This window comes from Maritalea sp. YIW29, from assembly GCF_057219265.1.
Map to the genome: position 1 here is coordinate 1696447 of NZ_JBXVVF010000001.1, position 20769 is coordinate 1717215.

The following is a 20769-nucleotide window of genomic DNA, read 5'->3' on the forward strand; positions in this document are numbered from 1 at the left end:
ATGCGAATTTCTCTCAGCTCAATTCTCGTCATCCTGCTGGTTACAATCATGGCGCTGTGGCTCATCATTCCATTTGGAATGGCTTTGCTGTGGTCGCTTGTCGATCCAGGCCAAGCGTGGAGTTATCCCGACATTTTGCCACCCAAACTGTCTTTTGAACGTTGGCGCGACATGTGGGAAACCAGTTCGCTTTTCACGGCGATGCTCAACTCATATAGCCTCGCGCCTATTGCCGGTTTGGTAACCGTCATCTTGGCCATGCCAACGGCATTCGCGTTCGGTCGACTGGACTTTCCAGGAAAATCGATTGCGCAAGTCCTGATTTTGGTTCCACTCGTAATGCCTGGGTTTGTGCTCGCCATATTCTTTGCATCGTTGTTGCTCTCACTTGGCATTTTCGCGCGCTACCCTGCAATCTTGCTTGGCCATATTGTTCTGTTGATGCCCTATGCCGTTCGGATCTTAACGGTGTCATTCAGTCTAGTGAAACAAGATGTCATAAATGCCGCACGTGACTTAGGAGCGTCTCCGTTCGCGATCTTTAAGGTTGCCTACTGGCCTGTTTTGAAACCAGGCGTGCTTGCCGCATTCTTGATCGTTTTTATTCTGTCGATCGAAGAATTTGCCCTAGCATTTGTGGTGGGGTCACCGGACTTCACGACAATTCCAACAATTCTCTATTCCTATCTGGGTTACAATTTCATCCGCCCAAACGCGGCAGTTGTTGCCCTCATCTTGGTCGTCCCAAATGTCATCTTAATGCTCATTTTGGAACGGCTTCTACAGTCAGCCAACCCTGCCAATATCTCTGGCAAAGGCTGATTTCAAAAACGCACAGTGGAGGAATATTATGCTGCGTAAATTACTTGCAACCGCAATTGCTGGCGCGACCTTGGTCGGGACCGCAATGGCGAGTGACGTCACGACAATGAGCTGGGACGAAATTGTGTCCCAGGCTCAACAGGAAGGTGAACTGAACTGGTATGTTTGGTATTTCCAACCAGAGTTTCGTGAGCATGTGAAAATTTTTGAAGAAAAGTACGGGATCAAGGTAAATGTTCCCGACGTTGCCTCAGGTGAAGATGCCGTCAATAAAGTCCTTGCTGAAGCCCAGCGGGAAACTGGTGATATTGATGTTATCGCAATGGGCGGTGATGCCGACAAGAAGTTTGAGATTTCATCTGCGTTCCTAGGGCCAATCTTGCCCTTAATGCCGGAAAAGAATGCCCTCACTGATCAAATCAATGGCGGTGATTGGAATGGCTATGGTGTTGCATATTGGGGTAACCAAACTGGCATCGCGTTTGATAGCAATCGGGTCAAAGGAGTTGATCTTCCTCAAACGTTGGCCGAGCTGGAAACTTGGATTGATGAAAACCCCTACCAACTGGGGTTTAACTATGAAAAAGGCGGTTCAGGCCCGTCGTTCATAAACAACATTTCGAGAAACATTCTGGGCGTCGAGCCAGATTCAGAACTCGCAGAAACCCCTGACCTGTCCCCAACTTGGGATTGGTTCAATTCCCGTAAAGATAAGTTCGTTATTACCGGATCAAACGCGGACAGCCTTACGCGTCTAAATTCAGGTGAGTTTTTGATCGTGCCTGCATGGGAAGATCATCTTGCGTCGCTAATCCGAAAAAATGAAGTTGGTGGCCATGTTCATTTCTACATCCCCAATTGGGGAATGAATGGCGGTGGCAACGTTGTCGCTATCCCGAACAATGCGCCAAATAAAGCTGCCGCCATTTTGTTTGTGTCTTGGCTGACGTCAGCTGAAAACCAAACAGCTTTCAACAAAACGTTTGGTACTGCACCAACAAACAAAGCTGCGGACGACAGCTTTGCTCTGGTTCCTAATGACCAGCGGGCAAATACGCGTGATTGGGTTGGTCCATTGCCAATTGGTGATGTGATTGGGCCATTTATCGAAAACGTCGTTCAAAACTAAACAACACACTCCCTTGGTTGTCGAAATTGGTTGGGAGGGGAAGGCCTCTCCCAACCATTTACAGCGAAAGACAATTTATGACTCTCCCAAATTCATTCCATTTTTCCAGCAATACTCTAATTGCCCATCGAGGTGCTTCAATTGATGCGCCAGAAAACACATGTGTCGCCTACGACCGAGCTGCTGATGTAGGTTTCCAATGGATTGAAGTTGACGTGCAACTTACCCGCGATTTGGTACCGGTAATGATGCATGACGATACTGTTGATAGAACAACAAATGGCAGCGGTTTCGTTTGCGATTTTGAGTTCGAAGAAATTACAGCGCTAAACGCCGCAACTCATCACCAGCAGCAAAAAACAGAACGAATTCCAAGCCTTGAAGAAACAATTGCCCTCTGCGTTCGACGCAACATCGGCCTTATCCTCGAAATCAAGCCAATTGCAGGGCAGGACATTGAACACGGCATTATTGTCGCTGACTGCATCAATCGACTTTGGCCGCAAGATAGGAAGGACCTTATGGTGTCCTCTTTCTCGGCGTCATGTTTGCTCGCACTGGCCAAGGAAGCGCCTTGGGTGTCCCGTGTACTGGCAAGCGTGGTGGTGCCATCCACACCCCAAAAATACGTCGATATGCTAGGAGTTGGAGGATTTCACCTGAACTTCGACTTTGCAAGAAAACAGGGAATTGAAGAACTCCTTGCTTTGGGTGCACATGTATCTGTTGCGACAGTCAATGACACCCAAGTGATTGAACAAATGTTTGCGCTTGGCGCGCATGGCGTGATGACTGATCGCTCTGACTTGATTGCGCCTTCCGGAGTTGGCGAATGACGACGCGATTGCAATTGTTGCGCGACGTCGCCTTAGACGCCGCGGAGTTGGCTGAATCACGGTTTGAAAATCGGCAAGAGCTGCTGGTTGAAGCAAAGACACCTGGGGAGTGGGTCTCCGATGCCGATAAAGCCGTGCAAAAATACATAGAAATGCGGATCCATGATGCGCTGCCAGACGACATGGTGTTGGGCGAAGAAGGCATAGAAGACTATGAGTTTTCTAAGCTTGCCCGTCCTTGCTGGATCATTGACCCAATAGATGGCACATCCAACTTTATCAATGGCAACCCCCTTTGGGGCGTTTCAATCGGTATTGTTAGTAACGGTACGCCAATATTAGGTGCGATTATCCTACCTGCCATGAAACTCGGTTTGATTGGCGGCAAAAATTACGGCGTTCATGATCTCTCTGGCCAAGTGTTCGATCGAATAGAGCCGCGTGTTAACACAGTCGCCGTCGGCTGGAACACCAAGTTGTCGATGGCAGAAGAGCAATCTTTGCTCAACCGTGTGCGATTTCAAGGCTTTCAAACCGTGTCATATCGATGCGGAACAGTTGGTCAGCTCTTTGCCATTATGGGCAAAGTAAACGGCTATGTAGAAGACTACACCAACTATTGGGATATTGCGGCTGGTTGGGCTCTTGCTGAGGCTGCTGGCCTTGATGTCCGGGGAACGATTGAGGGAACGCCGGGCAATCAGCGGATAGAGATTTCGTCGCCTGCCGAAAAGGTAAAACCCTTCGCTGCGTTGCATTCATGATCTTGTTTGGTTTTGTACTGAACATCCTAGCCGCGAGTATGCTGCTTTTGTTTGCGGTCAAACAGGTGCGTATAGGCATTGAGCGATCCTTCGGCCAAAAGATGCACTCAGCGCTGGAGCAGCGTGGACCAATTCAAAGCTGTATGTCTGGTGTTTTGTTGGCAATCCTTTTTCAAGGTGCAACGGGCGTGGTGCTTATGACCGCTGGCCTTGTATCAGCCGGGGCAATGCCGCTTTTTTTAGGTTTAGCTCTCGCACTCGGAGCTGATTTTGGGTCAGCCATTGTCATCAAGATCTTGTCGTTCGACCTTACTTTATTGTTGCCGGTTCTGCTTTTATTGGGTGGCGCACTGCATCTGAAAACATCAAATCCAGCCAGTCAAAACCTTGGACGCGCAATCCTTGGCGTAGCGTTGCTTTTGCTCTCGTTGAACCTGATCTCTGAGGCTGTCACACCGATAAAAGGATTTACGTATCTTTCCGAGATATCGGCGTTTCTTGACAACGATCAGGTGCTGGTTTTGTTTGCCGGAGCAGCCATAACATTGCTCTTACACTCTAGTGTGGCATCAATTCTCCTTGCTGGAATTCTGTTTATCCAAGGGGATTTCTCCGCGGCAAGCGCTGCATCATTTGTATTTGGTTGCAACATTGGCAGTGCGCTCATTCCGGTTTGGCTAACACGTGGAGCCAAGCAGCAAGATAGAGATTTGCCGATCATCAATTTGGCGTTGCGGGGAACAAGCGCAGGGATATTCTTTATCCTGTTTTTGGCTGTTCCGATTTCTGACATTTTGTTTGATTTCTGGGGCAGGGCGAACCATTTAGTTGGGGTTCACCTATTATTCAATGCGGCAAACCTGGTGCTTGTGCCATTCAGCGCCTCTATATGCGCCGCCTATTTGCGGCTTAAACCACAACACAATCAAGACGCGACTTCCAGCGATATGGAATTTACAGGAGCTGCGCTCTCTGAGCGAGCAACATCGGCTGATTTGCGGCTGGTTTTGCGAAGAGATGTTGCGTCCATGCTTGAGGTTGTAAGCCGGATTATCGCAGACAGCGGGCATTTGATTGAAAGTTTTGACGCCAAGGTAATGGAGCGCCTCGAACAAAATGCAGGCGCGTTATCAAACCGCATGAACCAACTGCGCAGCTATTATGCGAGCAACGCACAACAGGTCAGCGCCAAAAATCAGCTTCGACAAAACAGGCATTTATTTGAGTATGCCCTGCGGCTTAATAGGGCCGGCCAATCCCTTTCGGCATCCATGCGCTCGATCACATCTCAACTTAATGCGAACGGCCTAGAACTTTCCAAAGAGGGCATTGCGGAACTGTTGGAAATTCAACAAAATGTGCTGAACAACAGTTTGATCTCATTTGATATGGTTGCCTCCAGCTCAAGAAGCCTCGCACGTCAGATTGTTGAGCGCAAAAAGGAAATTTCACTGTTTGAGCAACGAAGCAGGAGACGTCATTTCAAGCGTCTCGCCCAGGGAAATTTAGGGTCATTTTTAACAAGCGATTTGCATGTCGAGCTGGCCGAAGAACTCAAAGCAACCAACAATAAAATCGCCTCCTACGCATTTGCTATGTTGGAAGCAAGAGGCGAACTAAATGAAACCCGATTGCGCGCCATGGGAGAGCGTTGAACTAAACGACGTTCGCGCAAATATACATTGCTTCTACCTCATATATATTTTGTGAGCGCATAGTTGGAGTAAAATTTCTAGAAATATGAAAGATGAGTAGAATCTGAATTTGGCTGCAGCTGTTGACAAAGGCCACATCTGTAATGTCTAGGTTGCGCTCCTAGCGGCAGTCGAATATTTACGATGATGCACAGCCACCGATGTCCACTTTCCGCCCTTTGCCGCAGATGGCCGAAATCTGAGTTTGGTCGCCTTGTCCGCATTGCCGCCTTTCGTTGATTGAAAGGTTATGTCAGCGCCTGATGTCCGCTTTAGGGAGACTAATGTGCTGCTCAAATTTTTCGGATAATGTCCGCTTGGGGCCGACCACAGCAGCGGCCGACCCCAAATCATTGTTTAGATTTCGACGCTTTCAGAAATCGCCAATGCGTCTTCAAGATCAACGCCTAGATAGCGTACAGTACTATCCATCTTAGTGTGACCAAGTAGCAGTTGAACGGCTCGGAGGCTGCCCGTCTATTTGTAGATTTGAGCCACTTTGGTTCGCCGCATAGTATGCGTGCCGTAAGCACTTGGCTCCAAACCGATTGACTTCACCCAAATCTTTAACATCCGGGCGTATTGGCGGGTTGAGATATGTGGTCGATCATGAAAGCGGCCTGGCCAAAGATACTGGTGCCCCGCCATCAATGGGTCACTTATCCAATCAAAGAGAGATTTTCGTGTTCCTTCGGTCAACTCAAACCGAACCGGCGACTTCGTTTTGCTTTGCAAAACAGAAACGCGTTCTTTGATTACGCCTGCACCGAAAACGTCCGAGACCTTCAAACATACCAGATCGCACCCTCGCAGCTTGCTATCGATCGCAGTATTGAACAGCGCCAAGTCACGTATAGCATTCGCAATCTCTAGCCGAACGCGAATGGCCCAAACGTGCTTTGGCTGCAATGGTCGTTTCTGGCCAATTATTCGACCATAGTTCCAGGCTCGCTTTGATGGAACAATCATTGGAAGGTTTATTGAAGCAGACATAACTCGTCCTTTCGACCATACCCTCCAACCTCAGTACTCAGACATTCAGCACGTGATTGAAGCACTCAACGACACAGAATGGCAAATTCGGCTTCGAGCCCATTAAAGACCTTAATTATCATTCGCAAAGCCTCAATTCCGGCCCATAGCTGCCGTTCGATACATCATAAAATTCTCTCTGGGGTTTTCCCCAATCTGACGTCAGGGCTCAGCGCGGAACAATTATGTTGGAAGGTCAGTAATTCGGACAAAGTGTTCAAAACATCGAACCTCTTTGATGAGCATTATGGGCTAGAAGTGGCGTTCGAGAACGTCTCTTGCATTCATATGTTACACCTAAGGTGCGTTGGAAAGTATGATCAAATATGAGTGCGTCGGGTCGACTGCGGTATTGGTCGACGCTACGGTAGTTAGAATTATGTGCTTTCGGAATTCGATTTTGCACTTTCGAAACCAAAATCCAGGTTTCGAGCTGTGCAGTCGATCTTGGTATGGCTAATTTGAGTTGAAGAGCTCCCAGTTCGAGCGTACTTCAGCAATCTCGTTCAAACTTGAAATTCACCCTCCAAAGACCACAAACTATGCCAGCTCATTCAACAATTCTTTGGTTGTTACTTGTCGGCAGTACCCGCTGATCGTATTCACGGAGTTCTCATGTCGTTCAGGCGTGTAGGTCGCACATGCATCGGTGACCTGCGTAACTAGGTATCCAAGATCACAAGCATCACGAATAGCACTTTCAACGCACTGATCGGTAATAATGCCAGATATGACCAGTTGTTTTACGCCAAGGTTGCGCAGCACATAATCAATATGAGTGGAAATGAAAACAGATGAAGATGACTTTGGAAGTAAAATTTCGTTGTCAATTGGCGCTAGTTCATCGATCACCTTCCCGTCCCATGAGCCTTTGGGCACATTAAACCCAGTGATCTTGTAATCCAGCGAACGGTCTCGACCATCAAGCGTCAAACTTTCAATCGTTGTGTATAGGACCTCCATTTTCTTTCGACGAAAAGCAGCCTGGAGCTTTTGCATGTTTGACACCACATGTGCATCCATTTGTTGGAAAAACCAACCATACTTCTGTTGGAACTCGACGTCGTTCAGGTCCTTAAATTCACCGCCCTCACGTTTGGCCGCAAAGTTTTGTACATCCACAAACAATAGTCCCGACTGCTCAGGTTGGAGTGGGATATCTCGAGATAATGTGTTCATTTCAGGTCTTCCAAATACGTTGCAACAGAAAGGGCTAATTGATCAGCCCAGAACAATTGTCCTTCTTCATCGATGATTTGATCATTGCGAATTTCGATCAAAGAATGTGAAATATTATTGAGCTCTCCATGTTTGGGCACAAACCAGTCACTCTCGTCATCGATTTGATATGGCTCATTCATACCAAGCAAGATATTTGGTTGTCTCAAACTGAAAATTTCTGCCAGTTTCCGAGGTGTTTCAGTATCGCCTCGGAACAAAAAGGCCAACTGCCAGGGCCTCGGCACGTCTCCCAATATTGGGTTAAAACTGTGAATTGATAGAACGAGATCATATCGTCCAGAGGCAATGGCCTGTTCAACAGCTTCGTGGAACGGCCAAAAGATTTCTTGGGCGCGCAGCTCTTCTTCATGCCGCGACAAGTTTTGATTTCCAGGAACCACAATATTGTCTGCGACTGCTGGCATAGAGTCGGGTGCTTCCGTGGGGCGATTGCAATCAATCACCAAGCGAGAGTATCGCTGCAAAATTGCGGTTGCATCCAGCTTGCTTGCAAGTATTTTTGTTACGCCAGCAGCGCCAATATCCCAACCGATATGCTTGTCCAAATCAACTTTGGCTAAGCCAAGACCATCAAGGCTTTGTGGAATTTGTTGGCCGGCGTGTTCACAGACCAACAATACCTTAGCATTGCCATTAACATTGAATTTCTCAATAGGGCTTGGATCGGCATCAGCAAGAAGACGTCGCGAGCTTTGGTATTGCTGCATAGCGCACTCCTAAACTTTTTCCGCATTTAGGGTCGCGGCAGGCAGTAGGCCGTTTGGGCGTATCAGCAAGACAAACACCACAATACCCAATCCGATTGGGTCCCGAAACTCTTGCAATTCTGCGGGCAAAAATGCAGCCAGATAGATCTCAATAAATCCAAGCAAAAATCCGCCGGCAACAGCGCCACGCAGGCTACCCAAGCCACCCAAAATAGCAGCGATAAACGCCTTAAGTACCGGCGTAAACCCCATTAATGGATCCACAGAGGCACGTTGGCTAACCCATAAAATGGCGGCGACACCGGCCAGCAAGCCGGAAATCGCAAATGCGCCAGCAATTACCGTATTCGCACGAATGCCCATTAAGCGGGCGACAGCAAAATCCTCCGCAGCGGCACGCATCGCGATGCCATACTTTTGTTTGGATAAAAAGCGGTCCAAAAGTACCAACATCACAATAGTTGATGCTATCGCTAAAAGCTTGTTAGTGCCAATAACCATACCGCCAAACTGAATACTGCCCGAAATTGTCTCGGGAATATTAACTGGCTGCGATCGCACAGAAATGAGGTTTTGAAACAAGACTTGCAAAATCATCGCAACAGCAAAGCTGGTCACCAACATCGTGGCCCCGGAACTGTTGCGTACTGGGCGAAATGCAACACGTTCCATCAGCACAGCCGCCAGCATGGATGCCAACAATGCCAGCGGCACTGCAAACACGAAAGAAATGCCCGCCAATCCACAATACATCAATGTATATCCAGCGATGGTCATGAGTTCGCCATGGGCAAAATTAATCAGCCCCATGATCGAAAACACAACTGCTAATCCCAATGCCAGCAATGCGTAAGTACCACCCAGTGCAAATGCATTGACGGTTTGTTGCAAAAATAAATCCATCTTACGCGCCCCCTAAATAGGCATTTTGTAAATCTGAGCTGCTGGCCAGTTCCTTAGCAGGTCCCGACGCGGCAACTTTTCCATTGACCAAAACATATGCGCGGTTCGCAACTTCCAGTGCCATGGATACATTTTGTTCCACGACCAAAATCGTTACACCTTGATCATTGAGCGTTTTGATAAGTTCAAAAATCTGTTCAATTATTTTTGGCGCTAAGCCGAGCGAGGGTTCGTCCAGTAGTAGCATCTTTGGGTTGCTCATCAGCGCACGGCCAACTGCCAACATTTGCTGCTGGCCACCTGATAAAGTGCCTGCATACTGGGTTTTGCGCTCGGCTAAAATTGGGAAAAGCGAATAAACACGATCCCAAGCTGTCGAAATCTCATCAGGATCTGAAAGTCCAAAGGCCCCCATTTGCAAGTTTTCTGTAACACTTAAAGTGCCAAAAACGCGCCGGCCCTCCGGAGAAAGTGTCATACCTAGTCCCGACAACATTTCAGGACGAATATTTGTGATATTCTTTCCGTCAAATTGAACCGACCCACCATGGGTTGGCACCAAGCCCACCAACGAATTTAGTGTCGATGATTTGCCTGCGCCATTGGCGCCAAGCAGGGCCACAACTTCGCCCTGCTCAACATCAAAGTTTATCCCGTCAACCGCTTGCACTGCACCATAGCGCACATCAAGCGAACGGACCTGTAAAAGCGGTTGACTCATTTCGGTTTCTCCTCGCCTTACTGCATCCGAGGTGCTGGGATAATGGCTGGATTTGGTGAAGGTTGACCAATAAGCTTGCGTTCACCGCCGATTACGCCGATCAAAGTCACCTCACGCACGGGCATCCCATTTGTGCCCATGTAGGTGATCAAGCTGGTGGCCCCTTGCACATCTTTGAGGTTTGCAATTGCGTCGCGTAAGGCTTGTGCATCCGCATCTGGACCTGCTGCCAAACTTGCTGCTTCAATCACTTTAACAAGGTCGTAGCCAATTGCATTGAACACTGTTTGTGATTCCTGCCCAAATGCTGCTTCGTATTTGGTATTGAATTCTGCCATTGGGCTATTTGCAATTGGGTGACCGGCCGTCGTGAACACCAACTGATCAGCGGCACTACCAATAGCAAATGTTGTTGGACTATCGATACCGTCTGATCCGATAACTTGGCTTGTCACACCAGCAGCGCGTAAAGCTTTGATGAATGATGGGAAATCTGGTTCATAAGCAGAAGTCATCACTACATCTGGCTGTGGGTCCATGTTGGCAATGCGCGTTGATATCGCAGAGAAATCTTGTTGACCAATCGTGTATGTATCTTGGCCAACAACTTCACCGCCCAGTGCTTCCATTACGTCAGCAAAGTAAAGTGGCATCGAAGTATATTGCGAGTCAGGTGAATAAACGACATAGGCCGTTTTTAAGCCCTGATCATATGCCCATTGCGCTGAAACGGTTGCTTGAACGTTGTCGCCCGGAAAGTTTGCAAACATGTAATCGCCGCCAATTAATGGCAAGGTGGGTGAAGACGCGCAGGTTGAAATTGCTGGAACCTGTGCGTCAGTCACGACAGAAATGGCAGCAAGCGCCGGATCAGCATCACAAGGCAAAATTAGAACTTTTACGCCCTCGTCGACCAATTCCTGTGCGGCAATGGCAGTTTGCGCCGCATCAGAACGTACATCTTTTTGGATGAGCTCAATTTTTAGTGTGCCGCCAATACCGCCGGCAGCGTTTATCTCGTCGACACCCAACATTAACCCTTCAATCACCGGGCCATCATATGGCGCCAAGCCGCCGGTTTGTGCAGTTGCAACACCAATCTTTAGCGTTTGTGCAAAACCACTGCCGGTTAGAGCTACTGCCAACGCAGCACTCACCGCAATTATTTTGTTCATCTCTTCTCTCCTTTTAAAAAGGGGTGCACCTATGCAGAGCGCCCCAAATAGGCATCAATGACAGCCGGGTTTTTTCGGACTTCTTCAGGTGTCCCCTCAGCAATCTTTCTGCCTTCGTTTAAGACCGCGACGCGATCGCAAAGTTGGTTGATTAATTTCAAGTCATGGTCGACCAGCAAAATACCGATGCCTAAATCTGCGCAGAGATTGCGCAATGTCTCCATTAGATCGTCTGTTTCTTCTCGGTTCATGCCCGCCGCCGGTTCATCCAAAAACAAAAGGGATGGCTTACATGCCAAAGCGCGCGCGATTTCAACACGACGCTGATCGCCATATGATAATGTACCGGAATCATCATTGGTCAGGTTCAAGATGCCCAACCGCTCAAGAGCACGATAGGCTCGACCATCTGCATCGTGCCCGCCATTTGTCGACAAAGCGGCGACATATACATTTTGATAAACGGTCAAGTCTTGGAACAAACGGATATTTTGAAAAGTTCGTGCAATACCTAGATTTGCCATTTCGCTAGATTTGCGTCCGACAAGATCTTGGCCGTTTAGGACGACCCGACCCAACGTAGGCTTCAGCACGCAAGACAGGACGTTCATGGCAGTGGTTTTGCCCGAGCCATTTGGACCAATTAACCCAAATATCTCACCTGATTTCAGGGCCAAGGAAACATCGTTCACGGCAACTAAACCGCCAAATTGCATGACAAGATTTTCAGCAACGAGCTCAGGTTGAACATCCGTTTCTATCATGGAGTTAGCGGCTTCAGGCACATCGATCTTTCGCTTGAATATGCGTTCTTCCCATTCCTTCAAGCCGGCCAAACCATCCGCTTTTTTGAACATGGCGAAGAGAATGATTAAGCCGATGCCGATCTGCGTCGTACCAAACACTGCTGGGACTTCAATTCCGACAAGCGAGAACCCACCTTCAAATCTACGTAAAAGCTCTGTTATGAACGTAATCAAAACTGCGCCCGTCACCGCGCCGGTAACCGTTGTCATTCCACCAACGATCAACATCGACAGCAGAAAAAATGTATCTGTGAAATAGAATTTCTTTGGACTAAATGCACCCAAGAAGTGGGCCAATAATGATCCCGCGAGTGCCATCAGCATGGCGCTTAATATAAACGACACGAAACGTTCTTTTTGAATATTGATGCCAATTGCATTGGCGGCAATCGCATTATCGCGGCCCGCCCTCAGGCGCAAACCAGAAATTGAATCCCGATAGAGCCTGGCCGCGATTAGCGCCAAAACACACGCCACAGCAGCAACCAAAATGCTCGTTTCCCTTGGCACACCGAAAAAAGTTTGAGCACCGCGCGTTACATCACGCCACCCAATCGTTACACCATGAATTATGATCAACAATCCAAGGGTCGCGATGGTCGCCGCAGAACCCTCCAACCTGCCAATTGCTAGTCCTATTACGGCTGCAACAACGCCAACAAAAATGAGCGCCACAATCGTTGCAGACACAAAATCCAGTTGTGTACTGGCCAACCAGCCAGGCAAATTCGGCAAGGTCGCCAATTTTAGCGGAACTGGTAAAGTCAAAAGAGCCGCGCAATAAGCGCCGATGCCCATAAAGCCGACATGACCGAAGCTCAGTATGCCACTATTGCCGCTATACACGCCCATTCCTGCGACGGCGATCAATGACACCAAAAACACGATGATCGTACGTTCAATCGCACTGCCACCAGCAAGCGCCAAGATCGCTATTGCGCAAATCAATAAAATGATCGCTCCAATTGCAAAAAGGATATGGCGCGTTGGTGCTGTGATCATCTACTCTCCCCCACAAGATTTATTGCAATTAGGATTTGATAAATATTTTTCAAAGTCAACAAAAAAATACTTGTTGACGACTTATTTTCATTTGAAGTAATACAAGATGACGGAGGAAATTATGACGGTACGCGTTCAAATTGCGGAAAAGTCTGGCGAATTCACTGCCAATGAGCGCAAACTACACGCCGCCATTTTGGCGGATTATCCCTTTGCCGGCTTGGCTCCGATTCAAGTCCTCGCCGAAAAAACTAATGTTTCAGCACCGACGATTTCAAGATTTGTTTCCAAACTTGGATATGCCGGATTTCAAGACTTCCAACAGCAACTCATCGCAGAGCTGAAAGAAGGACAAAAGTCTCCCGTCGACCTGCACCAAACACGCCGTGAAGTTGAAGGTGATTATCTCGTTGGCTTTTTTCAGCGCGCCGAGAAACTTTTGCGCCAAACCGGCGATATGGTTTCATCCAGCCAATTTGAGCGGGTTTGTGCCATGCTGTCAGATGATAAACGAGGCCTTTATCTGATTGGTGGGCGGATGAGTGACCCAATTGTGCAGTACTTATCGCGCCATTTAAGACAACATAGAGCAAACGTATTCCATCTACCCTCAGACCCTGAAGTTTGGCCAGAATATCTGTTGCGTATGCGCCCAAGGGACATCTTGGTGACGATCGATTTCCGCCGATACCAAAAATCGCTGCAGGACCTTACTCAGCTTGCAGAAGATAAACATGGTGCGAAGATCGTCCTAATTACAGACAAATGGATGTCACCTATTTCAAAATACGCGGCGGAAGTGCTGCCCGTGCCAATTGATAGCGGCACAATTTGGGATAGTTACGCTGCCGCCCTCACGTTAGTTGAAGCAATTGTTGCGCGAGTTACCGACACGAATTGGGAGCAAACTCGCAAACGCATTGAGGCTTGGGACTCAGCTCGAATTAATTTTGAAGGACGTCATGATGATTAATAGCCCCTTGGTGTTTGCCGCGACATGTGACCTGGCAGGTCAAGTACGGGGCAAGGCCTTTCCATTGTCTGAGCATAAAAAACGCATGAAAAGCGGGATAGGGTGGGTGCCGACTAACAGTCTAATCACGTGTTTTGACACAATTGCTCCATCTCCCTTTGGTTCACTTGGTGATCTGGTCATCATCCCAGACGAAACAACCGAGATCAATGTACGACTAGACGAGAAATCGCCTGCCGACCGTTTGGTTTTAGGCAACATTTGCGAGTTAGACGGTGCAAATTGGCCACTTTGCCCACGCAGCATCCTTAAAAATGCATTGGACCGGCTGGAACGTTTGAGCGGGCTGAAAGTGAATGCGGCATTTGAACATGAATTTCAGTTGACCGACATCGATGTGCAACCTGGTGAAGCATTTGGTTATGCGGCATTCGCCAAATATCGCACATTTGGCGAAATGCTTGTCGCAGCACTGGAAACCGCTGGCATCACGCCAGATACCTTTCTGAAGGAATATGGTGCGCGACAATTCGAGATAACAAATGCACCAGCTATTGGCACCAAGTCAGCAGATTGGGCGGTGTTGCTTCGTGAGCTGACGAAGCGCGTTGCCGCATCACAAGGACATAATGCAAGCTTTGTCCCAATTTCTGATCCATCCGGCGTTGGAAATGGTGTTCATGTTCACATTAGCTTCTTAGATAAAAATGACGAACCAGCGACTTTTGATGCCAAGCACCCTTTCGGCATGGGTGGCAACACGGGTTCATTTATCGCTGGTATCCTAAAATATCTGGACAGTATTTTAGCAATTACGGCCCCTAGCGATATTTCTTATTTACGGCTAACTCCTCATCGTTGGAGTGCAGCCTACAACAATCTTGGTTATCACGACCGCGAAGCTGCTATCCGCATCTGCCCAGTAACAGCGACCGACGACACCAAACGCGCCAAACAATATAATTTCGAGTTTCGTGCCACTGACGCCGCCGCATCTCCCTATTTGGTTTTGGCAGCATTGGTGCACGCTGGTGCGCAGGGTATTGAAGATAAATTACCGATACCGGAAGTGACGCAAGAAGACTTGTCGCTGCTCGACGAGCGTAGCCTGAGCGACCGGGGAATCATTCGGTTGCCCCAATCGCTAAGTGAGGCAATCAAACGCCTTGAAGAAAATCAAACCGTACGGTCTTGGTTTGGGCCGCAGTTTTGTGATGTTTATACGGCACACAAACGGGCCGAAATAGAACATGTGGCCGAGATGACAGACATCGATAAATGCAACCAATATCGTCAAGTCTACTGATTGAAATTCAAAATGGCTCATTTGAGCCTTGATGATGGCAGCATAGTAAGATTGGCTTAAGTCGGATTTATCTGGATAACAACAGCAATCTTGAATTCGATACTTGTTCTTGATGCAAGATGTCCTCTTTCAATTGTCTCGGACATTGCACTCCTCATGTTTGCAACCATCACGGGTTTTGTCGCAGGATATGTGTCCGCACGACGGATATTGGCAATTCATTGAAAACGGGATAAACGGAAGGTCTGCTTTTGGGAGCCCAACTTTAACCCTGCGAATGTCGGCTTCCCGGCCAAAGCGATCGTTTAGATGAATAGATAGTTTGGTTACTTTGTCCGCATAGCCGACCTTCAATAGACCCTCGGGTCGAGCCCGAGGGTGACGAGGCAGTGAGTTGCGAGGACGCGCACAAACGCAAATGAAAGAGCGTTTGTCCGTTAGATCAGCACTTGAATACTTTGAAAATCGCCCCTGAAGTGTCCGCGTTTCAATGCCGCCACACTTTCACTTCCCCGTCTCTATCTCGATAGACTGTATACAGCAGATCTGTTTCCGTGCCTGTTGGCTTCATAAATTTGGTCGAGCGGTTACGTGCAGCGGTCAGGGTGATGATGGCTGGGATCAGTGCGATGGCGAAAGTAACAATGATGGCAAGCACCAATGCAAAGTCTTCGGCTGAGGTTATGTTTAGTATTTGATTGAAAAATGTCGGTTCCATTTGGCAACTCCTCTAAAATTATAAAGAAACGGCCACCAAAGCGTAAAAAGCTCTGGTAGCCGGGGAGTTAGTAAGCCGCCGAAGGACGACCGCAATGACCTTTAGGCCCTAAGGCCCTGAACATGCGCCATTGCCTCCCCGACCCTAAGATTGGAGAGACATCATTTCGGCTGATATCAGCCGCCTTCAGAGGGGTTACTACGCCTCGGGGTCAGGTATTGCTGACCTTGGCTTCAATCATAAAGTGATTTGCATTTATTGGGTAGTGGGTTGGCAAATGCTATTCCTGCCGCCCTTGGTTCGACAGGCTCACCATGAGGCGGGTATGGCGTGGTGCGGGCAGAATGGCAACCAGCTTGTTCCATCGCATAGGACCAACCTGTAACTCGGTTACTCTTCATACATATCGAGCGCAGCCAGTGTAGTTTTGGCCATCAGCCAAAGCTCCGCTTCGTCGCGTGTGGTTTTGGAGGTGACATTGATACCGACGAGCAGGGTTTTAAGCGCCAGCGCTGTGCCATGTTTGTGAAGATTACGAGACAGTTCTTTTGAGGCAATGCCCCACTCTAATATGGTTTCAATTCGCTCGACCTGCTCGGCCATGATCATGGACAGTATCGGCGACATTTTTTCGTTGGCATTGGAAAGTTCTGCAACTGAATTTGTCATTAGGCAACCCCGCCCTTCTGGATCGGCGGCGCGTTCGGCGCACAATTCCTTAAACACCAGCGTAAAAAGTAAGCGGACATCGATTGGCGGGGTCGCGAGCTTAAAGGCATAGTCGGGGGATTGTTTTGAATAGTGAGCCAGCACTTCTTCAAACAGTTTTTCGCGGGTGCCAAATGCATTGTAAAAACTGGAGCGGGTGATTTCCAATTTTTCGCACAGGGCCTTAACCGACGAACGCTCATATCCGTCGCGCCACATCAAATGCATGATGTCGTCAATTGCTTGCTCGCGATCAAAAGCTGCTGGTCGGGCCATATCTCACCAAAGGGGTACAGTTTCAGTTTCCTACATATATGTACAAAACTGCACGATTTGTGAACCCCCACCCGTTCGACAATCATGCGAATCTACAATTGGCGTGAATTTGGCAAAATCACGGATTGAGCGATGAGGTAATAATTCAACATTGACCTTCATAAGCTGTTGAAAATAAAAGCTTTATTTCGCTATCATCGAATCCCACGACGCGCTTGACACTATAAGAGTGCCACACTATGTTGCGCCCAACTTTGAGGGGTGCATTTGCCTTTCGTTTTTGGCGAAATTTTTGGGAGTTTTGGTCAATGCCAAGTTCTAAAAATACAACAAAAACGGGCAAATCATCTGATCCGATTGCGTCTCAAGTTGATGAAACACGTGTTTTGGCCGAGAAAATCAAGTCGGCGAGAAAAGATGCGGGACTAATTCAACAAAAGAAAGCGTCGGAGGCTCACCTTACTGGGCATGCGCGAGCGGTGCGATTGGGCACCGAGTTTATCGCAGCAATCTTCGTGGGAACGGGCATTGGGTATTTTGCTGATGGGATTTTTGGCACAGCGCCTTGGATCATGTTGGTAATGGTGTTGGTGGGATTTGCCGCCGGTGTTTTAACTGTCGTGCGTAGCGCAGCAGACATGAACTCGGCGGTTACAATTACACCGGATATGGATTTAGGGCCGGAAGTCGAAGACGACGAAGGTTAGCGAGCAATAAGGGGCTGGAGCGTGGCAAACGATCCAATTCATCAGTTTCAGATCAACGATATTTTCTCCATTGGTGGTACCGGTGAGGAAGCTTCTGGCGGTCTACAAATTGCCTTCACAAACTCGGCCTTGTTTATGGTCGTTACTGTGTTGACGATTTCTGCATTTTTGATCCTTTCAACCCGGGGTCGTGGTTTGGTTCCAGGCCGATTGCAACTGCTTTCTGAAATGCTCTACGAATTTGTTGCCAATATGGTGCGCACAGCAGCGGGTACCGAAGGGATGAAGTTCTTCCCATTCGTGTTCTCTTTGTTCATGTTTATTCTTGTTGCGAACCTATTCGGCATGGTGCCGTTCTTCTTCACCGTAACAAGCCACATCATCGTTACATTTGCGCTGGCAATGTTGGTGATCACCGTTGTGCTTGTTTATGGGTTTATGAAAAACGGTCTTGGATTTCTAAAACTTTTCGTTCCTGCAGGAGTACCGGGTTACGTATTGCCAATCGTTATTCCGATTGAAATCGTTTCATTCCTGTCTCGTCCGATCAGTCTTTCTGTTCGTTTGTTTGCGAACATGCTTGCTGGCCACATCACATTGAAAGTGTTTGCCGGCTTTATCGTTACATTGTCATCATTTGGATTTGTGGGTTGGCTTGGCGCCATCCTACCCTTCTCAATGACAGTTGCGCTGACAGCGCTTGAGTTTTTGGTCTCGGCTTTGCAAGCCTATGTGTTTGCGGTTTTGACCTCCATGTATCTCAACGATGCGATACATCCATCGCACTAGTTGAGTTAAAGAACGCGTTATCGACCATGCCGGTTCGATGACAAATTAGAACATCGCATTTTGAGCTTTGAAAGGATTTTACAATGGAAGCAGAAGCAGCGAAGTTTATCGGTGCCGGTATCGCCTGTGTGGGCATGGCTGGAGCAGCAATGGGCGTGGGCAACATCTTTGGCAACTTCTTGTCAGGTGCATTGCGCAACCCATCAGCAGCACAAAGCCAGTTCGGTAACTTGATCTTTGGTTTTGCGGTAACAGAAGCTTTGGGAATTTTCTCATTCTTGGTTGCCCTATTGTTATTGTTCGCCGTTTAATTCTAACGGTACAATTTCAGGCAGCCCACATTTGCAGTAAATGCATCTTTGGGCTGCCTGCCTATTACACACGCTTTGTTTCTCGCAAATGCTGCGATTGGAACTAAAGCACCAAGGCCCTAAATCGTTTCAGTTCGAAATGAGAATAAGGCATATGAATTTTAGGTATCCAGATGGCAGGCTCCACAACAACATCGCACGATACAGACGCTAGCAAAGCTGATGGCCACGCAACTGACACCCATGCTTCAACAGAAGCACATGGTGGCGACCACGGCACTGGCGTATTTCCTCCGTTTGATCCGGCGACGTTTGGATCTCAGCTCCTCTGGTTGGCGCTAAGCTTTGCTGCGCTTTACCTGTTGATGAGCAAAATTGCGTTGCCACGGATCGGTGAGATTTTGGAAGTTCGGCGTGACCGAATTGAAGGCGACTTGGCGGAAGCCGAACGTCTGCGCCAAAAGACTGACCAAGCTATTGAAGCTTACGAAGCTGATTTGGCTGAAGCTAAGAAAAAAGCGCACAATATTGCGGAAGAAACACGCGAGAGCATCCGCAAGGACCTCGACGCGAAACGCAATAAAGTCGAAACTGACTTGGCGAAAAAGATGGCTACAGCAGAAGGCCGCATCCAGTCCACAAAGACTGAGGCGCTTGGCCATGTTGATGAAATCGCTAGCGACACTGCACATGCATTGGTGACAAACATTTTGGGCCGCACGGCACAAAAGGCCACCAAAGACGCGGTCGCTAAGGTTGTGAAAGGTTAAGGCAAATGGAACTCGATGCAACCTGGTGGGCGTTTTTTGGTCTTCTTGTATTTTTGGGTATCGTCATCTATTTGGGCGTACCTAAACAGGTTATGGGCATGCTCGACGACAAGTCGAAAAAAATCGCTGATGATCTAGACGAAGCAAAACGTCTACGCGAAGAAGCACAATCTCTTTTGGCAGAATATGAGCGTAAGCGCCAAGCTGCTGAAGAAGAAGCGCAAGAGATTATCGAAGCTGCAAAAGCTGAAGCAACTCGATTGACCGAAGAAGCTAAAGGCTCTTTGGAGGAATTGATCGTTCGCCGCACAAAAGCAGTTGAAGAAAAGATTGCTCAAGCGGAATCTCAAGCAATCGCAGACGTTCGCGCTCGCTCAGCCGATATTGCGGTTGAAGCAGCTCGCATGGTCCTAACAGACAAAATGGCTGAAAAAGGCAACGACCTCGTTGCTCAAGCCATCAAGGATGTTTCTGCCAGCTTGAACTAAAAGATGTCAAAATTCTTGAAAAAATTTACGGGCCCTAATGGGCCCGTTTTCGTTTCTGTGATAATTGAGCTAACCTACAAATCTGATCAACAACCTCAGGATCGAATATGGCCCAGTCCGTCTCACCATTTTTGATGTTTATCGGCAAAGCCGAAGAAGCGATCAATTTTTACGTCGATCTGTTTCCCAATAGTTCAATCGAACGGTTGACCCATTATGAAGAAGGCGATGCGGGTGAGACAGGTACCGTGCAGCACGCAACCATCAACTTGAACGGATTGAAGGTGTTTTGCATCGACAGCCCAGCGGTGCATGATTTTGATTTCACCCCCTCCATATCGATGTTTGTTGAGGCTGAAAGTGCCGAGGAAGTAGATCGGCTACACGGCGCACTCTCGGTTGATGGCATGGAATTTATGCCGCTCAATAAATATGATTTCGCCACCAGATATTGCTGGGTGCAGGACAAGTTTGGTGTGTCTTGGCAACTCGGATTTGAAGTGCGCACATAAATAAGCGATGTCGCTTACGATTGTTGCTACGCAATCACCAGCACATACCAACGAGACGACCGAATTTTTCCATCAAAATGAACAGTGCGTTACAACGAATTAGTGGCCAGGCCGCCCACAACCATAGATAATAACTCTGTGATTTAGTTTGCGTTGGGGTGCACAAATGTCTGTTTTTTCAATCATCAAGAATTTGGCGGCATTTGCCTTACTCACCGTCCTGCTATCCGCGTGCTTTGGAATAAGCGAGGCGGAGTTCCGGGCGAATACTTGCCCAACTTGTAACGATGCGCAGTGGAGTGTCGCCAAGGCCGAAATAGAAAAAAAACGACAAAAAAAAGCGGCAGCAAGGCTCAAGGTGCAAAGAGCGTGTTCTGA

General features: G+C 48.1%; 21 protein-coding genes and 1 pseudogene. 13 read left to right on the top strand and 9 right to left on the bottom strand.

Annotated elements, in window-relative coordinates; genetic code table 11:
- From AC2D8L_RS08235 to AC2D8L_RS08255, 5 genes are all read left to right on the top strand, one after another.
- The gene (locus tag AC2D8L_RS08235) at positions 1-822 is read left to right on the top strand and encodes an ABC transporter permease (protein ID WP_484684959.1); all 822 of its coding nucleotides are present in this window, start codon (positions 1-3) and stop codon (positions 820-822) included.
- 28 nt (positions 823-850) lie between these two features.
- On the top strand, positions 851-1951 hold the full coding sequence (locus AC2D8L_RS08240; RefSeq protein ID WP_484684960.1) for an ABC transporter substrate-binding protein: 1101 nt from the start codon (positions 851-853) through the stop codon (positions 1949-1951).
- A 77-nt stretch (positions 1952-2028) separates the two neighbouring features.
- Positions 2029-2787 (top strand): glycerophosphodiester phosphodiesterase, encoded by a 759-nt coding sequence (locus AC2D8L_RS08245; protein ID WP_484684961.1) that lies wholly within the window; start codon positions 2029-2031, stop codon positions 2785-2787.
- Positions 2784-3551 (top strand): inositol monophosphatase family protein, encoded by a 768-nt coding sequence (locus tag AC2D8L_RS08250; protein ID WP_484684962.1) that lies wholly within the window; start codon positions 2784-2786, stop codon positions 3549-3551. The genes AC2D8L_RS08245 and AC2D8L_RS08250 overlap by 4 nt, the downstream gene beginning before the upstream one ends.
- Positions 3548-5206 carry a Na/Pi cotransporter family protein gene (locus tag AC2D8L_RS08255; RefSeq protein WP_484684963.1) on the top strand — a complete coding sequence of 553 codons (1659 nt, stop codon included), beginning with the start codon at positions 3548-3550 and terminating at the stop codon, positions 5204-5206. Before AC2D8L_RS08250 ends, AC2D8L_RS08255 begins: the two co-directional genes overlap by 4 nt.
- Positions 5207-5602: 396 nt before the next feature.
- Here AC2D8L_RS08255 and AC2D8L_RS08260 read toward each other — a convergent pair.
- From AC2D8L_RS08260 to AC2D8L_RS08290, 7 genes and pseudogenes are all read right to left on the bottom strand, one after another.
- Positions 5603-6214 (bottom strand): annotated as a pseudogene (locus AC2D8L_RS08260) (tyrosine-type recombinase/integrase).
- A gap of 603 nt (positions 6215-6817) precedes the next feature.
- The gene (locus AC2D8L_RS08265; protein ID WP_484684964.1) at positions 6818-7456 is read right to left on the bottom strand and encodes a cysteine hydrolase family protein; all 639 of its coding nucleotides are present in this window, start codon (positions 7454-7456) and stop codon (positions 6818-6820) included.
- Positions 7453-8226, bottom strand: a complete 774-nt coding sequence (locus tag AC2D8L_RS08270) for an N-formylglutamate amidohydrolase (RefSeq protein ID WP_484684965.1) — start codon at positions 8224-8226, stop codon at positions 7453-7455. The genes AC2D8L_RS08265 and AC2D8L_RS08270 overlap by 4 nt, the downstream gene beginning before the upstream one ends.
- Before the next feature lie 9 nt (positions 8227-8235).
- The gene (locus tag AC2D8L_RS08275) at positions 8236-9129 is read right to left on the bottom strand and encodes a branched-chain amino acid ABC transporter permease (RefSeq protein WP_484684966.1); all 894 of its coding nucleotides are present in this window, start codon (positions 9127-9129) and stop codon (positions 8236-8238) included.
- 1 nt (position 9130) lies between these two features.
- A complete protein-coding gene (locus AC2D8L_RS08280) occupies positions 9131-9850 on the bottom strand; it encodes an ABC transporter ATP-binding protein (protein WP_484684967.1) in 720 nt (239 codons plus the stop codon).
- Between the two features lie 17 nt (positions 9851-9867).
- Complete coding sequence (locus AC2D8L_RS08285) at positions 9868-11025, bottom strand: ABC transporter substrate-binding protein (protein WP_484684968.1); 1158 nt, start codon at positions 11023-11025, stop codon at positions 9868-9870.
- A gap of 29 nt (positions 11026-11054) precedes the next feature.
- The gene (locus tag AC2D8L_RS08290; protein ID WP_484684969.1) at positions 11055-12833 is read right to left on the bottom strand and encodes a branched-chain amino acid ABC transporter ATP-binding protein/permease; all 1779 of its coding nucleotides are present in this window, start codon (positions 12831-12833) and stop codon (positions 11055-11057) included.
- A 121-nt stretch (positions 12834-12954) separates the two neighbouring features.
- On the opposite strand from AC2D8L_RS08290, the gene AC2D8L_RS08295 reads away from it, so the two are divergent.
- Together AC2D8L_RS08295 and AC2D8L_RS08300 are read left to right on the top strand one after the other, a co-directional pair.
- Positions 12955-13806, top strand: coding sequence for a MurR/RpiR family transcriptional regulator (locus AC2D8L_RS08295; protein ID WP_484684970.1), 852 nt, complete (start codon positions 12955-12957; stop codon positions 13804-13806).
- Positions 13799-15112: a glutamine synthetase family protein gene (locus AC2D8L_RS08300; RefSeq protein WP_484684971.1), complete on the top strand. Its 1314-nt coding sequence runs from the start codon at positions 13799-13801 to the stop codon at positions 15110-15112. Before AC2D8L_RS08295 ends, AC2D8L_RS08300 begins: the two co-directional genes overlap by 8 nt.
- Before the next feature lie 487 nt (positions 15113-15599).
- On the opposite strand, the gene AC2D8L_RS08305 is transcribed toward AC2D8L_RS08300, so the two are convergent.
- A complete protein-coding gene (locus AC2D8L_RS08305) occupies positions 15600-15830 on the bottom strand; it encodes a hypothetical protein (RefSeq protein WP_484684972.1) in 231 nt (76 codons plus the stop codon).
- A 390-nt stretch (positions 15831-16220) separates the two neighbouring features.
- Entirely contained in the window at positions 16221-16814 is a 594-nt protein-coding gene (locus AC2D8L_RS08310; protein WP_484684973.1) for a TetR/AcrR family transcriptional regulator, read from the bottom strand.
- 308 nt (positions 16815-17122) lie between these two features.
- Here AC2D8L_RS08310 and AC2D8L_RS08315 point away from each other — a divergent pair, with 308 nt between their 5' ends.
- The 6 genes from AC2D8L_RS08315 to AC2D8L_RS08340 all read left to right on the top strand — a co-directional run bounded on the left by AC2D8L_RS08315 (position 17123) and on the right by AC2D8L_RS08340 (position 20391).
- A complete protein-coding gene (locus AC2D8L_RS08315; RefSeq protein ID WP_484684974.1) occupies positions 17123-17521 on the top strand; it encodes an AtpZ/AtpI family protein in 399 nt (132 codons plus the stop codon).
- Positions 17522-17542: 21 nt separating this feature from the next.
- The gene (locus AC2D8L_RS08320; RefSeq protein WP_484684975.1) at positions 17543-18310 is read left to right on the top strand and encodes a F0F1 ATP synthase subunit A; all 768 of its coding nucleotides are present in this window, start codon (positions 17543-17545) and stop codon (positions 18308-18310) included.
- Between the two features lie 83 nt (positions 18311-18393).
- On the top strand, positions 18394-18621 hold the full coding sequence (locus AC2D8L_RS08325) for a F0F1 ATP synthase subunit C (protein ID WP_484684976.1): 228 nt from the start codon (positions 18394-18396) through the stop codon (positions 18619-18621).
- Between the two features lie 173 nt (positions 18622-18794).
- Positions 18795-19391, top strand: a complete 597-nt coding sequence (locus AC2D8L_RS08330) for a F0F1 ATP synthase subunit B (protein ID WP_484684977.1) — start codon at positions 18795-18797, stop codon at positions 19389-19391.
- Positions 19392-19396: 5 nt separating this feature from the next.
- Positions 19397-19879 carry a F0F1 ATP synthase subunit B family protein gene (locus AC2D8L_RS08335; protein ID WP_484684978.1) on the top strand — a complete coding sequence of 161 codons (483 nt, stop codon included), beginning with the start codon at positions 19397-19399 and terminating at the stop codon, positions 19877-19879.
- Between the two features lie 107 nt (positions 19880-19986).
- Complete coding sequence (locus tag AC2D8L_RS08340; RefSeq protein ID WP_484684979.1) at positions 19987-20391, top strand: VOC family protein; 405 nt, start codon at positions 19987-19989, stop codon at positions 20389-20391.
- Positions 20392-20769 lie beyond the last annotated feature (378 nt).

What these genes read in the sequence shown, in the direction of transcription:
- AC2D8L_RS08295 (WP_484684970.1), top strand. Translation starts at nt 12,955, where the DNA reads ATGACGGTACGCGTTCAAATTGCGGAAAAGTCTGGCGAATTCACTGCC.
- AC2D8L_RS08325 (WP_484684976.1), top strand. Translation starts at nt 18,394, where the DNA reads ATGGAAGCAGAAGCAGCGAAGTTTATCGGTGCCGGTATCGCCTGTGTG.
- AC2D8L_RS08330 (WP_484684977.1), top strand. Translation starts at nt 18,795, where the DNA reads ATGGCAGGCTCCACAACAACATCGCACGATACAGACGCTAGCAAAGCT.
- AC2D8L_RS08235 (WP_484684959.1), top strand. Translation starts at nt 1, where the DNA reads ATGCGAATTTCTCTCAGCTCAATTCTCGTCATCCTGCTGGTTACAATC.
- AC2D8L_RS08335 (WP_484684978.1), top strand. Translation starts at nt 19,397, where the DNA reads ATGGAACTCGATGCAACCTGGTGGGCGTTTTTTGGTCTTCTTGTATTT.
- AC2D8L_RS08305 (WP_484684972.1), bottom strand. Translation starts at nt 15,830, where the DNA reads ATGGAACCGACATTTTTCAATCAAATACTAAACATAACCTCAGCCGAA.
- AC2D8L_RS08240 (WP_484684960.1), top strand. Translation starts at nt 851, where the DNA reads ATGCTGCGTAAATTACTTGCAACCGCAATTGCTGGCGCGACCTTGGTC.
- AC2D8L_RS08280 (WP_484684967.1), bottom strand. Translation starts at nt 9,850, where the DNA reads ATGAGTCAACCGCTTTTACAGGTCCGTTCGCTTGATGTGCGCTATGGT.
- AC2D8L_RS08255 (WP_484684963.1), top strand. Translation starts at nt 3,548, where the DNA reads ATGATCTTGTTTGGTTTTGTACTGAACATCCTAGCCGCGAGTATGCTG.
- AC2D8L_RS08245 (WP_484684961.1), top strand. Translation starts at nt 2,029, where the DNA reads ATGACTCTCCCAAATTCATTCCATTTTTCCAGCAATACTCTAATTGCC.
- AC2D8L_RS08310 (WP_484684973.1), bottom strand. Translation starts at nt 16,814, where the DNA reads ATGGCCCGACCAGCAGCTTTTGATCGCGAGCAAGCAATTGACGACATC.
- AC2D8L_RS08270 (WP_484684965.1), bottom strand. Translation starts at nt 8,226, where the DNA reads ATGCAGCAATACCAAAGCTCGCGACGTCTTCTTGCTGATGCCGATCCA.
- AC2D8L_RS08265 (WP_484684964.1), bottom strand. Translation starts at nt 7,456, where the DNA reads ATGAACACATTATCTCGAGATATCCCACTCCAACCTGAGCAGTCGGGA.
- AC2D8L_RS08290 (WP_484684969.1), bottom strand. Translation starts at nt 12,833, where the DNA reads ATGATCACAGCACCAACGCGCCATATCCTTTTTGCAATTGGAGCGATC.
- AC2D8L_RS08275 (WP_484684966.1), bottom strand. Translation starts at nt 9,129, where the DNA reads ATGGATTTATTTTTGCAACAAACCGTCAATGCATTTGCACTGGGTGGT.
- AC2D8L_RS08285 (WP_484684968.1), bottom strand. Translation starts at nt 11,025, where the DNA reads ATGAACAAAATAATTGCGGTGAGTGCTGCGTTGGCAGTAGCTCTAACC.
- AC2D8L_RS08250 (WP_484684962.1), top strand. Translation starts at nt 2,784, where the DNA reads ATGACGACGCGATTGCAATTGTTGCGCGACGTCGCCTTAGACGCCGCG.
- AC2D8L_RS08340 (WP_484684979.1), top strand. Translation starts at nt 19,987, where the DNA reads ATGGCCCAGTCCGTCTCACCATTTTTGATGTTTATCGGCAAAGCCGAA.
- AC2D8L_RS08300 (WP_484684971.1), top strand. Translation starts at nt 13,799, where the DNA reads ATGATTAATAGCCCCTTGGTGTTTGCCGCGACATGTGACCTGGCAGGT.
- AC2D8L_RS08315 (WP_484684974.1), top strand. Translation starts at nt 17,123, where the DNA reads ATGCCAAGTTCTAAAAATACAACAAAAACGGGCAAATCATCTGATCCG.